Genomic DNA, 14,835 nt, shown 5'->3' on the forward strand with positions numbered 1-14,835 from the left:
CCCGCCTGCACGCCGGCCAGACGTGGGCGTGCCCGTGGTGCCTGGCGCAACCACGGAGGCCCGGTGCGCGTCCGTGGCGGACGTGCACCGGGCCTCCAGGCGGTGTCAGCTGCGGATCAACCGAAGCGACCCGACACGTAGTCCTCGGTGGCCTTGACCGACGGGTTCGAGAACATCGTCGCGGTGTCGTCGAACTCGATGAGCTTGCCCGGCTGCCCGGTGCCCGCGATGTTGAAGAAGGCGGTCTTGTCGCTGACGCGCGACGCCTGCTGCATGTTGTGCGTGACGATCACGATCGTGAACTCCTTCTTGAGCTCCTCGATCAGGTCCTCGATGGCCAGGGTCGAGATCGGGTCGAGCGCCGAGCAGGGCTCGTCCATCAGGAGCACGTCCGGCTGGACCGCGATGGCGCGAGCGATGCACAGACGCTGCTGCTGCCCACCGGACAGGCCCATGCCGGGCTTGTCGAGGCGGTCCTTGACCTCGTTCCACAGGTTCGCGCCCTGCAGGGAGCGCTCGACGATCTCGTCGGACTCGGAGCGGGACATGCGCTTGTTGTTGAGCTTCACGCCGGCCAGCACGTTGTCGCGGATGGACATCGTGGGGAAGGGGTTCGGACGCTGGAAGACCATGCCGACCTGCCGACGGACGAGCACCGGGTCGACGCCGGCGCCGTACAGGTCGTCGCCGTCGATCTTGACCGAGCCCTCGACCCATGCGCCGGGGATGACCTCGTGCATGCGGTTCAGGGTCCGCAGGAACGTGGACTTGCCGCAGCCCGACGGGCCGATGAACGCGGTGACGGTGCGGGGTTCGATGGTGATGTCGACACCCTCGACCGCCTTGAACTTCGAGTAGTAGACGTTGAGGCCGTCGACCTCGATGCGCTTGGACACGTTGATCCTTCTGGGTGGGTGGTGTTGCCGGGTTCGCGGACGCGGGACGTCAGCGGCTGAGCTTGGGGGCGAAGAGACGGGTGATGAAGCGGGCCAACAGGTTGAGCAGCATCACGATCAGGATGAGCAGCAGGGCCGCGGTCCACGCCCGGTCGACGAACGGCACCGGGTTGGCGCCCTGCTGCGAGTACTGCGTGTACGCGTACACCGGCAGCGTCATCATCGGGTCCTTGAACAGGTCGTAGTTCATGCTCGCGGTGAAGCCGGCCGTGACCAGCAGCGGCGCGGTCTCACCGATGACGCGGGCGATCGAGAGCATGACGCCGGTGGTGATGCCGGCGAGGCTGGTGGGGAGCACGACCTTGAGGATGGTGAGGTACTTCGGCACACCGAGGGCGTACGAGGCCTCGCGGAGTTCCATCGGCACGATCTTCAGCACCTCTTCGGTGGAGCGCACCACGATCGGGATCATCAGCACCGACAGGGCGACGGAGCCGACGAGGCCGAAGCGGGCACCCGGGCCGAGCAGCAGCGCGAAGAGCGAGTAGGCGAACAGACCGGCGACGATCGACGGGATGCCGGTCATCACGTCGACGAAGAACGTGATGCCCCGCGCCAGCGCGCCGCGGCCGTACTCGACCAGGTAGATCGAGGTGAGGAGCCCGATCGGCACCGAGATGAGCGCCGCGAAGAGCGTGATCTCGAGCGTGCCGATCAGCGCGTGGACGGCGCCGCCGCCCTCGGAGATGACGCCGCGCATCGAGTACGAGAAGAAGTTGGCGTCGAAGCGGGCGATGCCCTTCGCGATGACGGTCCAGAGCAGCGACACCAGCGGCAGCACCGCGATCACGAACGCCGTGACGACGAGCGACGTGACGAGCCGGTCCACCGCCTTGCGGCCACCCTCGACGATGCGCGAGACGACGACGATGAGCACGTCGAACAGGACCGTGCCGAGGAACAGGGCCGCGACGACGTTGAAGTCCTCGACGGCGCCGCCGGCGTTGAGCAGGGCGAAGACCAGGACGAGGGCGACCCAGCTGCCGACGAGCAGCAGCCACGGCACGGACCGGTGCAGCTTGCCGTTGGCGTAGACGTTGCCGGCGGTGCCGGTCTGACGGAGGGCGAGGGACATCGGGGTGCGACCTCTCAGCTGACCCGGCTGCGGACGATGTACCGCGCCAGCATGTTGATGACCAGGGTGATGACGAAGAGGATCAGGCCGGACGCGATGAGGGCGTTGAGGGCCGTGCCCGATGCCTCGGCGAACTGCAGGGCGATGTTCGCCGCGATCGTCGAGGGGTTCTGCGACGTGAGCATCTGGAACGTGACGTTCGTCGACACGGAGAGCACGAGTGCGATCGCCATCGTCTCGCCGAGTGCTCGACCGAGGCCGAGCATGATCGCGGACACGATGCCGGACTTGGCGAACGGCAGGACCGACAGGCGGATCATCTCCCAGCGCGTCGCGCCGAGCGCCAGGGCTGCCTCTTCGTTGAGGGTCGGGGCCTGCAGGAAGATCTCGCGCATGACGGCGGTCATGATCGGGATGGCCATGACGGCGAGGACGATCGACGCGGTGAGGATCGTGCGGCCGGTGCCGGACACCTGGCCGGAGAACAGCGGGAACCACCCGATGTACTCGTTGAGGAACACGTAGAACGGCTTCACCAGCGGCGCCAGCACCGCGATGCCCCAGAGCCCGTAGACCACCGACGGCACGGCGGCCAGCAGGTCGATGACGTAGCCGAGCACCGGGGCGAGCCGCCGCGGTGCGAAGTGCGAGATGAAGAGGGCGATCCCGACCGACAGCGGCACGGCGATCACGAGCGCGATGAGCGCGGACCAGACGGTGCCGAAGACCAGGGGGCCGACGTAGTCCCAGAAGTTGGTCGCGCTGCCCGGCAGCTCGCCGACCTTGGCGGAGAACGCCGGGATGCTCTGCCACACCAGGAAGGCGGCGACGAGCACGAGCACGAAGAGGATGAGGCCGCCGGCGATGACCGAGGCGGCGGAGAAGACGCGGTCGCCGACGCGGACGACGGCCTTCGGCTTGGTCGGGGTGACGGTGGCCCCTGGCTGGGCCGGTGCGGTCGTCATGGGTACTCCTGTCGGAGGAACGCCGGGGGAGGCGACGGGTTCAGGGTGGTGGTGGTCGTGCTGGGTGCCGTCCGGGGTGGCGCGGGAGGTGCTGCGGTGCGCCCGCCCGGACGGCTGAGTGCCCGGACGCCGGTCGATGGGTGGGACCGGCGTCCGGGCGCTCGAGGGGTGTTACTTGATGGACTCGACCGCGGCCTTGGCCTTCTCGGCGAGGTCGTCCGACAGCGGGGCCGACTTGGCCTCCTTGGCGGCGGCGTCCTGCGCCTCGCTGCTGACGACGTAGTCGAGGTAGCCCTTCACGAGCTCGCCCTTGTCGGCGTCCTTGTACTCCTGGCACGCGATGGCGTAGGAGACGAGGACCAGCGGCCAGGCGCCCTCGGCGGTGTCCTTGCGGTCGATCTCGATGGCGAGGTCGTTCTCCTCGCGACCCGACGCGATGTCGGAGTCGGCGACGACCTGCGCGGCGCCCTCGGCCGAGAGCTCGGTGGCCTTGTCGCCGACCATCAGCTTGGCCTTGTCCAGGTCACCGGCGCCGGAGTCGTCGATGTAGGTGATGGCGTTCGAGGCGCCGCCCATCGCGGAGGCGACACCCGAGGTGCCCTTGGCTGCGTCGCCGACCGAGTACGGGAAGGTCTGGCTCGGCTCCTCGGTCCAGACGTCACCGGCGTTCGCCGAGACGTACTCCGAGAAGTTCTGCGTGGTGCCCGAGTCGTCGGAGCGGTGCACGACCGTGATGTTCTCGCTCGGCAGCTTCGCGTCCTTGTTCAGGTCGGCGATCTGCGAGTCGTCCCACTTGGTGATCTTGCCCGAGAAGATGCCCGCGATGGTCTTCGCGTCGAGGGTCAGGTCACTGACGCCGTCGACCTTGTACGCGATCGCGATCGGGGAGATGTAGACCGGGATGTCGATGCCCTTGGTGTCCGCGGCGCACGCCTCGAAGGTGCCCGAGAGCTCCTCGTCCTTGAGTGCGGCGTCCGAGCCGGCGAAGTCCGATGCGCCCGACATGAAGTTCTCGCGGCCCGCGCCGGAGCCGTCCGGCGAGTAGTTGACCGTCACACCGGAGGCCATGTCCTGGAAGCCGGCGGCCCAGGTCGCCTGCGCGGTGCCCTGCGCCGACGAGCCGGAGGCGGTGAGGGTGCCGGTGAGGTCGGAGCTGGCGTTCGAGCCGGAGGAGGCGGTGTTGCCCGCGCCCTCGTTCGCCGCGCAGGAGGAGAGCACGACGGCGCCGGCGATCGCGATTGCTGCGACCGAACCGATTCGCTTGATGTTCACAGGGGTCCCTTCGGGAATGTCATTGCAGGTGGGACCGCTGCTGGTCCCGTGGGCCGGTGCTGACCCGGGAGCGACTGTAGGGACGTGAGGTGACCGGGATCACCCGCGTTGGTGAACGGGAGGTGAACGAGGGGTTGTCGCCGTCGGGGCGCCGGGCGCGGTGCCCCCGCGGGGAGCAGGATCGGGGGCGATGTGCGTGCGTTCGGAAGATGCGCACGCATGGGCGCGGCAGGGTGGCCGGGAGGCTCCGGACGCGTCTCCGGTGCGGCGGGGCGGCCGGGAGGCTCGGGCGCGTTCTCGGGATCGGTGCGGTCCCGGCGTGTGGTCGGGTCGTCGGACCGCTGGCCCGCGTCGGCCGCCGCGGCCTACGCCGAGATCGTGTTGCGGTGGGTCTCCACCGCGACCAGCGTGCCGTCGGCGATGTGCATGACCGAGAAGTCGCCGACGGACAGCATCGCGGCGCGGCGCAGGTCGAACCGGGCGGAGTCGTCGGCCGTGGCGGTGACGATGCGCGCGATGATGTCGGGCAGGACCGGCCCGTGCGAGCAGAGCACCGCGGTCTTGCCCTTGTCGATGCGGCGGCGCACGGCACCCTTGACGTCGGCGGCACCGCGGTCGTGGGCGTCCTGGCTGATGTCGGGGGTGCTCGAGACGCCGAGCTTGGTGCGCGCGGAGAGCGGTTCGACGGTCGCCAGGCACCGAGCCGCCGTGCTGCTGACGATCTTCTTCGGGCCGTAGGCCGCGATGGGTGCCGCAACGGCCCGCGCCTGCGAGCGGCCGACGGGCAGCAGGGGCCGGGTGGCGTCGGGGCCGTCCCAGTCGGAACCGGGCACGGTCTTCGCGTGCCGCAGGGCGATCAGTGCGAACGTGCGGTGCTGCCCGGCTGCGGCGCGCTCGGCGAACCGCTCGAGGATCGCGACGTCGCGCTCGTACGTCAGGCGGTTGCGGGCGTCGTCGATGGTGACCCACTCGAGCGCCGCGACCTCGTGGTTCGGGGTGAAGGCGCCGGCGCGGGCGTACTCCTTGGCCGAGACCTTGGCCGCCCAGTAGTGCACGACCTTGTCGCGGCCGTTCGGCAGCACGTACTCGGCGGTGCCGAGCGGAGCGCCGAGGTGCACGCGGTACCCGGTCTCCTCGTCGATCTCGCGGACGGCGGTCGTCGGCACGGCCTCACCCGGGTCCACCTTGCCCTTCGGCAGGGAGACGTCCTTGTGGTGGTCGCGGTGGATGAGCAGCACCAGGGGCGTGCCGTCTTGCTCACGCCAGACGACCGCGCCCGCGGCGACGACGGGGCCCGTGGGACCGCCGCTCACCGAGTGGAGCGCTTCCGGGCCGAGATCTTCCGCATGGTCACATTCTGCACGTCCTCGAGCGGGCGGCCCGCATCGTCGGTGGAGTGCCGCGTCCACTCGCCGTCGGACTCCAGGTGCCACGAGCTCGCGGTGTCGGCCATCGCGAGGTCGAACATCTCCTGCACCTCGGCGATGTGGTCGGGGGCGGTGAGGCGGACCAGTGCCTCGACGCGACGGTCGAGATTGCGGTGCATCATGTCGGCGCTGCCGATGAACACTGCCGGGTCGCCGTCGTTGTGGAACGCGAACGCCCGCGAGTGCTCCAGGTACCGGCCGACGATGCTGCGCACGCGGATGGTGTCGCTGACGCCTTCCATGCCGGGCTTGAGCGAGCAGATGCCGCGGACCCAGACGTCGATCGGCACCCCCGCCTGGCTGGCCAGGTAGAGCGCGTCGATGATCTGCTCGTCGACCATCGAGTTGACCTTGATCCGGATGCCGGACGGCTTGCCCGCTCGGGCGTTCGCCGCTTCGGTCTGGATGCGCTTGAGCAGGCCCTTGCGCAGGTGGAGCGGTGCGACGAGCAGCCGCTTGAACTTCTTCTCGATGGCGTAGCCGGACAGCTCGTTGAACAGGCGCGTGAGGTCCTTGCCCACGGTGTCGTCCGACGTGAACAGGCCCATGTCCTCGTAGATGCGCGAGGTCTTCGGGTTGTAGTTGCCCGTGCCGATGTGGCTGTAGTGCTTGAGCGTCCCGCCCTCCTGCCGGATGACGAGCACCAGCTTGGAGTGCGTCTTCAACCCGACCAGGCCGTAGACGACGTGCACGCCGGCCTTCTCGAGCTTGCGCGCCCACGTGATGTTGTTCTGCTCGTCGAAGCGGGCCTTGATCTCCACCAGGGCCAGGACCTGCTTGCCCGCCGCGGCGGCGTCGATGAGCGCCTCGACGATGGGGCTGTCGCCCGAGGTGCGGTACAGCGTCTGCTTGATCGCGAGCACGTTCGGGTCGGCCGCCGCCTGCTCGAGGAACGCCTGCACGCTCGTCGCGAAGGACTCGTACGGGTGGTGCACCAGGACGTCGCGGGCCTTGATCGCGCGGAACAGGTCGGGCTTCGTGTTCGGCTCGCCCGGCTGGAACTGCACCGGCGTCGTCGGCACGTGCTTCGGGTAGTGCAGGTCGGGCCGGTTGATCTTCGCGATCTCGAACAGGCCGCCGAGGTCGAGCGGCGACGGCAGCCGGAAGACCTCCTCCTCGGTGATGTCGAGCTCGCGGACGAGCAGGTCGAGGGTCACCGGGTCCATGTCCTCGGTGATCTCCAGGCGGATCGGCGGGCCGAACCGGCGACGCAGGAGTTCGCGCTCGAGGGCCTGGATGAGGTTCTCGGCCTCGTCCTCCTCGATCTCGACGTCCTCGTTGCGGGTCACGCGGAACACGTGGTGCTCGAGGACCTCCATGCCGGGGAACAGGTCGTCGAGGTGGTTCGCGATGAGGTCTTCGAGGGGGATGAAGCGCATCCGGCCGGAGTTGTCGTCCGGCAGCTTGATGAAGCGCGAGAAGTTCTGCGGCACCTTGAGGCGCGCGAACTCCTGCCGCTGCGACTTCGGGTTGCGGACCCGCACCGCCAGGTTGAGCGAGAGTCCGGAGATGTACGGGAACGGGTGCGCCGGGTCGACGGCGAGGGGCATGAGCACCGGGAAGATCTGCTCGTTGAAGTACTCGCGCATCCGCAGGCGGTCGGCTTCGTCGAGGTCGGACCAGTGCTCGACGTGGATGCCCGCGGCGTCGAGGTCGGGCTTCAGGGACTCGATGAACGCCTGCGCGTGCCGGTCCTGCAGTTCGTGGGCCTTCTTCGCGATGTCGCGCAGCACGTCGCTGGGAGCGCGACCGACGTTGGTCGGCACGGCGATGCCGGTGTCGATGCGGCGCTTGAGGCCGGCGACGCGGACCATGAAGAACTCGTCGAGGTTTGACGCGAAGATCGCCAGGAAGTTCGCCCGCTCCAGCAGGGGCTGCGTGCGGTCCTCGCCCAGTTCGAGCACGCGCTGGTTGAACCGCAGCCAGCTGAGCTCGCGGTCGAAGTAGCGGTCCGTCGGCAGCGACTCGTGCTCGATCTCGACGACCTCGTCGAAGTCGTCGAGGTCGGGGGCGACGGATTCGCCGTCGAGCTGCGGTTCGGTGTCCATCCCCACATCCTGCCACCCGGCTCCCGCCGTCGGAGGGGCCCCGGTGGCCGCTGTGGAAACCCGTGGTGAACCGTCGGTGTGTGGAGGAAGCGTCACGATATGCGGACGGTGACATCTCCCGGGCTTCGTGGGTATGGTGGCCGTGTCAGAGCCTCCGGGGGGATTCCACTGCGCGGGGGTGCAGCTACGAATGAAAGAGGTTCATCATGTCGCGTGTCCTTTCGACCGAGCAGGCCAAGACCGCCATCCGTCAGGTCCAGTCGATCATCAACGGTGGCTTCACCGACCAGATCTCGCAGCTCGACGCCCAGGGCCGGATCCTCTCCGACTCGAACGTCTGGGACGGCCCGCTCGCGGCGACCTTCCGCGGGTCCACCTGGCCGGAGACCAAGGCTGCGCTCGACAAGGCGAAGACCGAGCTCGAGCAGCTCCGCACGCAGCTCGACAAGATCTCGCAGGACATCTTCACCGCAGGTGGCGGCGCGTAAGCACCAGCCTGTTCCCGCCCGGACCGCCGCGCTCGCGGCGGTCCGGGCGTTCGCGGTCGGTGGGGCCGCGTCACCAGCACGACCAGCACGATCTCGGGGGATGAACCATGGTGGACCTGCACGGCAATGAGCCGGTCGAGTTCGACAACGGCACGGCCGATGCGCTCAGCACGGCGCTGAACGGCGCGGCAGAGTCGATCGAGGGGCAGGCCGGTTCACGGCAGTCCTACGTCAACACCGCGTCGCAGGAGTTCCGCGGGCACTTCTCGGAGCTCTTCACGCAGAACGCCGGTGCCGCGAAGAGCGACGCCGAGGACATCGCCACGAATCTCCGTACCGTCGCTGGCTGGGTCGACGAGATGAAGGCGGCCGCCGAGCGCGAGAACGCTCGTCGCAAGACGGCCCGCGACTGGTACGCCGAGAACGGTGATCGGAACTTCTTCGAGTGGGTACACGACAAGGTCGCCGGGGCACCGGAGCCGCCCAAGGTCGAGCACGAAGACCCTCCGACCTTCGCGCCCGCGAGTGCCAAGTCGACCACACGCCAGACCCCGAACCCCGGCGCGGGTGGTGGCGGTGGCGGCGGGACCTCCTCAGCCAAGCCGGAGGACCTCCGGTCGTTCGCCACCGGGTCCGCCTCCCTCAACACAGCCCTCGTCGGCAAGCCCGCCGGCCTCCGCGGAAAGCTCGCCGACTTCGCGAGCAAGTGCTCGTGGGGAACGATCAACGCCGACGGCCTCGTGACGGCGTTCGACAAGTGGCTCGATGCCAACGACCAGGACGTCACGTGGGCGAACACCGTCGCCGACGCGTTCGCAGCTGCCGGGGGCGAGGGCGCCGTGTCCACGGTCTCGGACGCTGCACTCGCAGCCGCGCTCGCCGCGGCCGGCGTCTCGCAGACCCGCACCGACCTGCAGTTCGAACCGCCGACGGCCTACGGCGCCCAACCCACCACCGGCTTCTCGATGGACCCGGTGAACACCACGACGGGCAACTTCCTCGAGCCGGAGCTCGACCTGGCGTTCACCGGTGCGTCTGCGGCGCTGCAGGTGACCCGCATGTACAACTCCCTCGACCAGCACGTCGGGCTCTTCGGACCGGGGTGGGCTTCGATCCTCGAGACCCGCCTGCTCCTCGACGACGAAGGTGCGTCGTTCGTCGGCGCCGACGGTCGCCAGGTCCGCTTCCCGCGCGACGGCGACGGCTGGGCCCGCGGCGTGGGCGAGAACCGCTGGCTCGCGGCCGAGGGCGACCGGCTCGTCGTCCGCGACAACCAGGGTGAGCGCATCGAGTTCTCGCCGTCCGGGCAGTGGCTCGGACAGCGCGGCGGCGCGGGCACCGCGGTCCGCGTCGAGCGGGACGCCGACGACGTCGTCGTCGGCCTGGTGCACGAGCGCGGTCGCTCGATCGACGTCGACCACGTCGACGGGCGGGTGGCGGTGCTCCGCGCCTCCGACGGCCGGCGGGTCGAGTACGGGTACGACGAGCGCGGTCGACTCGTCTCGGTGACCGACCCCGTCGGCACCCGGACCTACGGCTGGAATGACGACGATCTGATCACCACGGTCACGAGTGCGGCCGGTGTCGTCGAGGTCGACAACACCTACGACGACCAGCGTCGCGTGGTCGAGCAGATCAGCCCGCACGGCCGCACCGTACGCTTCGCCTACCTGCCCGGTCGGGTCACGGTGGTGTCCGACCACGACGGCTCGCGGTCGAACTCCTACATCGCCGATGCCAAGGGGCGTCTGGTCGGGGTCATCGACTCCGACGACCGACGCCAGTCGATGAGCTACGACCGGCACGGCAACCTGGTGTCGGCGACGGAGCGCGACGGCTCGGTGACCGTCCACGCGTACGACGACCGCGGCCGGAAGACCCGGACCGTCACACCGTCCGGCGGCGACCTGACCTACGGGTACGACGACCAGGACCGCGTGACGACGGTCGTCACCGAGGCCGGTGCCGTCGTGAGCTACGAGTACTCAGGCGACGACCGCGACCCGTCGGTCATCGTCGACCCGGTCGGCGGCCGGACGGAGCTGACCTGGCAGGACGGCTCCCTCACCCACGTCGTCGACCCGACCGGCGTGGTCCTGACGCTTGCCTACGACGCGTTCGGTGAGCTCGTCTCGACCACCAACGCCGTCGGCGACACCGCTCGGGTCGAGCGCGACGCGGCCGGTCACCCGGTCGCCGCGATCAGCCCCTCCGGCGCACGGAGCGAGTACCGCTACGACGCCGCCGGGCTCCTCGTCGAACGACGCGACGCCGACGGAGCCGTCTGGCGCTTCGAGTACACCTCGGGTGCCCGCATCGCCGCGATCACGGACCCGCTCGGAGCGCGCACGACGCTCGAGTACGCCCCGAACGGCGAACTCGCGCTCACGACCGATCCACTGGGTCGCCGCGTCTCACGAACCTTCGACGACCAGGGGAACCTGGCGGAGCTCGCGTTGCCGGGCGGCGCGGTCTGGACGTTCGCGCACGACGCCTTGTCGCGCCTCCAGGCCGTCACCGACCCCGCCGGCGCGACCTGGCGCCGCGAGTTCGACGTCGTCGGCGAGCTGACGGCGACCGTCGACCCGACGGGCGTCCGCCAGGAGTTCTCGGACGATGTCGCGACCGGCGTCGCGACCCTGCGCGACGCCTTCGACACCGCGACCGTCCGGTTCGACGAGTACGGCCGACCCGTCGAGTCCACGTCTGACGAGACCGGTTCCGAACTCATCACCTACGACGCCGCCGGTCGTCCCGTCGAACTCGTCGACGGTGAAGGTGGCCTGACCCGGCTCGAGCGCGACCTCGCCGGTCGCGTCGTCGCGTTGGTCACGCCCTCGGGCGCGCGCTCCACGTACGAGTACGACGCCTGCGGCCGTCCCGCCGCAGCCACCGACGCCGCGGGGGCGCGGACGACGCTCACCTACGATGCGGACTCCCGTGTCGTGGCCCGGACACTGCCCACCGGCGAGGTCGAGGAGGTCACGTACGACGCCGTCGGACGCGTGGTCACGCAGACGACTCCGGGTTCCGGCACCGCGCGGTTCCGGTACGACCAGGCCGGGAGGCTCGTCTCCAGCCACGACGCACGCTTCGGCCGTCGTCGGTTCCGCTACGACGCAGCGGGGCAGCTGATCGAGGTCGTCAACGGTCTCGACGGGGTCACCTCGTTCGAGTACGACGAGCGCGGGCGCCTGGTGACGATCACCGACCCCGCGGGCGGGGCCACCACTCGCGAGTACGACGACGCCGACCGCGTGGTCGCCGTCACCGACCCGCTCGGACGGACCACCACGGCGGCCTACGATCCCGCCGGGCGCCAGATCCGCCAGACGGATCCCGACGGCCGCACCACGGAGTGGACCTACGACGCGGCCGGCCGCCAGCGGGCCGTGCTCGTCGACGGTGCCGTGCAGTCGGAGATCACCCGCGACGCCGTCCACCGCACGGTCGTCGTGACCGACCACACCCGTGGTGCCGGTCGAACGATCGAGCACGAGCTGCAGCACGACCGCCGGGGCCTGCTCGTCCGTCGTGCCCGCGGCGGCCAGTCCGTCGCGTGGGAGTACGACGCCGACGGCAACCGCACTGCTCGAGTCGACCCGAACGGGACCCGCACGACCTACCGTCGCGACGCCGTCGGCCGGGTCGTCGGGGTGGACCGTGACGGCACCGCTGCCGGCACGTTCTCCTACGACGCCTCGGGCCGGATCGTCCAGGCAGCCACGGGCGACCTGGTGCAGTCGTGGTCGTACGAGGGTGGCGCCCTCGTGGCGCACACCTCGACCACGCTCGACGGTGCCACCAGCACGCGGATCGGGCGCGATGCCGACGCGCGGATCACCGCCGTCGACAGACCGTCCGGAGCGGTGTCGTACGAGTACGACGCCGCCGGACAGCTCGTGCGCGCCGGTGACTCGACGTGGGCCTACGACGACGGTGGCCGACTCGTCTCCGAGATCATCGGCGGCATCGAGATCCGACACGAGTACGACGCCGCGGGCCAGCTGCTCGCGACGACGACCGAAGCCGGCCGGACCGAGTACGTCCACGACGGTCTCGGCCGACGCATCCGGCGGACCGCCGCCGACGGTTCGACCACCGAGTACGCGTGGTCCGACCTGGGGTACCTCGCTGCCGTCGTCGACCGCGACGCCTCGTACGCCGAGACCGGTCGGCTCGACGTCTGGGTCGACGCGCTCGGAGAGCTCGCCGAGGTGGGCGGGGTCGCCGCGTGGTGGGACTCGGCCTCGGTCGTGCCGTCGCTCATCAGCATCGCCGACACGTCGGTGCTCGACCTGCCGGGGGGTGTCACCGCGATCGGTGCTGCCGTGACGCAGCCCGCTTGGCGCAGCGCTCGCGCGACCGATGCTGCGGACCCGTGGGCTGCGCTCGCTGCCGTCACCGACGTCGGGCTGCCCGCGGGGGTGTCCCTGACCGGCTCGGGTGGGGTGTCCGTCGCGGGGCTGGAGTGGCTCGGGGCCCGTGTGTACGACCCCGCGGCGCGGGGCTTCCTGTCGGTCGACCCGCTCGCGCCGGTCCTGGGTGCTGCGTGGTCTGGGAACCCGTACTCGTACGCGGGCAACGATCCGTTGCAGGCCGTCGACCCGCTCGGGTTGCGGCCGGCGACGGACAAGGACTTGCAGGCGTACCGGGATGCGAACCAGGGTGCGATCGCTGCCGTCGGGAACTGGTGGAACGACAACTGGGAGTACGTCGTCGCGGGGGCGGCGATCGTCGGCGGGATCGCACTCATGTGCACCGGGGTGGGCGGTCCTGCTGGAATCGCGCTCATGGCCGGGTCCGGGGCGTTGCTCAGCGGGGGTGTCTCAGTGGTGTCACAGAAAGCACAGACCGGAGAAGTGGATTGGGGCAGGGTCGGAGTTGACACGGCCGTGGGCGGCGTTCTCGGTGCCGCCGGTGGCGGAGCCATGATGTTTGGCAAGGCTGCGATGGCAGGCGCGCCGGCCGGCCAGGCGGCGCGAGCCGTTGCGGTCAACATGGGTGTCAACGGCGGGGTCGGTGCTGTGAGTGGTGGTGTGACCAACCTCCAGAAGAACGGCTGGCAGATCCGCAACGGTTGGGAGTTCGCGGGGGACGTCGTCGGAGGTGGGGTGTCTGGTGCTGCCGGAGGCATGGCAGGTCCGGCCGGGGGCACGATCGCCAAGGAACTCGGGCACTCGGCATCCGGAGCGCTCGCTCAGGGAACGTCTCTCGTGTTGAGCGGTGCATCGACGGCGGCTGGGACGGCAGTCGGTCAGGTGATCAGCGGGGACGGAGTCGATCTCGGCACGGTGGCGCAGAACGGAGCCACGGGTATGGCGGCCACTTATGTCAGCGGGAGGATCTTCCCGGGTCAGCACGGAGTGGATACCCTTGCGCAGATGCCCTACTTCCATCCTCGAACCCCGTCCGGCGCGTTCAACTTCCTTCAGAAGAACACGGGCACTTTGTGGGGATCGGCCGTTGGCGGTTCGATCGTGGGAGGTCTCTTCGGATGACGATCCGATCAGGCCATCGAATACGACCATGGATCATTGATGTCGTTGCAGCCGCCGCTTGCCTAGGAATCGCCTGGTGGCGCTTGCAGAGTAGTCCCGAAGACATCAACGTCTCCGCCGCGATCGTTGTCGGCGCCGTTGCGCTCGGCTACGGGGGCGTCGTCGGATGCTGGTCGAAGCTGAGCGACCGTCGTCCGGCGGTGCTGGCCGTGCTGATGGTGGTTGTCATCTTGGTCTTCATCGGCCTCGTCGGCGCTGCTCGGCCGATTGCGGGTCTTCAATGGTTGTGGCTTCTCACCACCTTTGCCGGTCTGATCAGTGGCGCGGCGATCGGCGATCGCGTGAGCATGCGGCGGCGGGGAACGACGCAGCCGAGAACGGAACGATGATCGGTCCCGTGTGAATTGATGGGTACAGACGACCGCTGTTCGGTCAACACTCGGCTGGGCCGCGGGTCATCGCGCACCGTCTCCCAACCAAGAACGCAGTCGATCGACATCGGCCGCCGTGAGCGTGCGCACAACTGCCTCGACTTTCGGCGTGATGACAAGAGCGACCGCGTCGCTCGGAACGTTTTGTCGTGCCGCATCGATAGGTGCGCCTGTCACCTGTTCTCCGCCGAAGAACAGGAAGGCGATCGGAGCCGAATCAGACTCGATCTGCTGCACCCGCCCGTTGACGAGGGCCGAGAGCTCTTCACCACGGAAGACGGCGACGTTGCTGGCGATCTCCATCGTCACGACGATCTGGACGCGACGGGTCAAGCCGCGAGGCTCGGCGGAGGCCGTGATCCGAAGGCCACCGGAATGCCACGTCGAAGGTGACGGTACTTGGACCTCTCCCGTTCGGGAGGCACGTTTTCCCAACATGCCGAAATGCTACTGAGGTTTGCTGTGGGCCAGCGGCCCGTAAGTAGACTGCGCCGCCGCCGACTGTCCCCTCGAGGCTGACGATGCCGTCGGCGGAACGACCGGCCTCAGTCCTGATCTCTCAGACCTTGCTGCTTCCGGAGCGACTGAGGGAGGCCCGACAGGACTTGCGGACTACGCAACCTCGCCGGGGCCGCACACGGTCACCGGTGCGCTCGGGGCGATTGCTTCTTC

Annotated in this window: 10 protein-coding genes; 3 read left to right on the forward strand and 7 right to left on the reverse strand. The window is 69.3% G+C overall.

The window, feature by feature from the left end; genetic code table 11:
- Positions 1–116: 116 nt before the first annotated feature.
- The 6 genes from pstB to LEL83_RS04195 all read right to left on the reverse strand — a co-directional run bounded on the left by pstB (position 117) and on the right by LEL83_RS04195 (position 7,743).
- Positions 117–896: a phosphate ABC transporter ATP-binding protein PstB gene (gene pstB, locus LEL83_RS04170; protein ID WP_225557883.1), complete on the reverse strand. Its 780-nt coding sequence runs from the start codon at positions 894–896 to the stop codon at positions 117–119.
- A 49-nt stretch (positions 897–945) separates the two neighbouring features.
- Entirely contained in the window at positions 946–2,031 is a 1,086-nt protein-coding gene (gene pstA / locus LEL83_RS04175; protein WP_225557884.1) for a phosphate ABC transporter permease PstA, read from the reverse strand.
- A gap of 14 nt (positions 2,032–2,045) precedes the next feature.
- Positions 2,046–2,996, reverse strand: a complete 951-nt coding sequence (gene pstC, locus LEL83_RS04180) for a phosphate ABC transporter permease subunit PstC (RefSeq protein WP_198656879.1) — start codon at positions 2,994–2,996, stop codon at positions 2,046–2,048.
- Positions 2,997–3,167: 171 nt separating this feature from the next.
- Entirely contained in the window at positions 3,168–4,268 is a 1,101-nt protein-coding gene (locus LEL83_RS04185; RefSeq protein ID WP_225557885.1) for a phosphate ABC transporter substrate-binding protein PstS, read from the reverse strand.
- Positions 4,269–4,633: 365 nt separating this feature from the next.
- A complete protein-coding gene (locus tag LEL83_RS16150) occupies positions 4,634–5,581 on the reverse strand; it encodes an NUDIX hydrolase (protein WP_225557886.1) in 948 nt (315 codons plus the stop codon).
- Positions 5,578–7,743, reverse strand: coding sequence for an RNA degradosome polyphosphate kinase (locus LEL83_RS04195; protein ID WP_225557887.1), 2,166 nt, complete (start codon positions 7,741–7,743; stop codon positions 5,578–5,580). Before LEL83_RS04195 ends, LEL83_RS16150 begins: the two co-directional genes overlap by 4 nt.
- A 206-nt stretch (positions 7,744–7,949) precedes the next feature.
- Between LEL83_RS04195 and LEL83_RS04200 the strand changes: the two genes are divergently transcribed.
- From LEL83_RS04200 to LEL83_RS04210, 3 genes are all read left to right on the forward strand, one after another.
- Complete coding sequence (locus LEL83_RS04200; protein WP_027466625.1) at positions 7,950–8,231, forward strand: hypothetical protein; 282 nt, start codon at positions 7,950–7,952, stop codon at positions 8,229–8,231.
- 107 nt (positions 8,232–8,338) lie between these two features.
- A complete protein-coding gene (locus LEL83_RS04205) occupies positions 8,339–13,732 on the forward strand; it encodes a DUF6531 domain-containing protein (RefSeq protein WP_225557888.1) in 5,394 nt (1,797 codons plus the stop codon).
- Positions 13,729–14,121, forward strand: coding sequence for a hypothetical protein (locus LEL83_RS04210; protein ID WP_225557889.1), 393 nt, complete (start codon positions 13,729–13,731; stop codon positions 14,119–14,121). Before LEL83_RS04205 ends, LEL83_RS04210 begins: the two co-directional genes overlap by 4 nt.
- Positions 14,122–14,187: 66 nt before the next feature.
- On the opposite strand, the gene LEL83_RS04215 is transcribed toward LEL83_RS04210, so the two are convergent.
- Complete coding sequence (locus LEL83_RS04215) at positions 14,188–14,496, reverse strand: hypothetical protein (RefSeq protein WP_225557890.1); 309 nt, start codon at positions 14,494–14,496, stop codon at positions 14,188–14,190.
- Positions 14,497–14,835 lie beyond the last annotated feature (339 nt).

This window comes from Curtobacterium oceanosedimentum (assembly GCF_020297365.1).
Classification (GTDB): domain Bacteria; phylum Actinomycetota; class Actinomycetes; order Actinomycetales; family Microbacteriaceae; genus Curtobacterium.

Coding starts and splice junctions, on each gene's coding strand:
- pstA (WP_225557884.1), bottom strand. CDS start 2,031: ATGTCCCTCGCCCTCCGTCAGACCGGCACCGCCGGCAACGTCTACGCC.
- LEL83_RS04205 (WP_225557888.1), top strand. CDS start 8,339: ATGGTGGACCTGCACGGCAATGAGCCGGTCGAGTTCGACAACGGCACG.
- LEL83_RS04200 (WP_027466625.1), top strand. CDS start 7,950: ATGTCGCGTGTCCTTTCGACCGAGCAGGCCAAGACCGCCATCCGTCAG.
- LEL83_RS04210 (WP_225557889.1), top strand. CDS start 13,729: ATGACGATCCGATCAGGCCATCGAATACGACCATGGATCATTGATGTC.
- pstC (WP_198656879.1), bottom strand. CDS start 2,996: ATGACGACCGCACCGGCCCAGCCAGGGGCCACCGTCACCCCGACCAAG.
- LEL83_RS04195 (WP_225557887.1), bottom strand. CDS start 7,743: ATGGACACCGAACCGCAGCTCGACGGCGAATCCGTCGCCCCCGACCTC.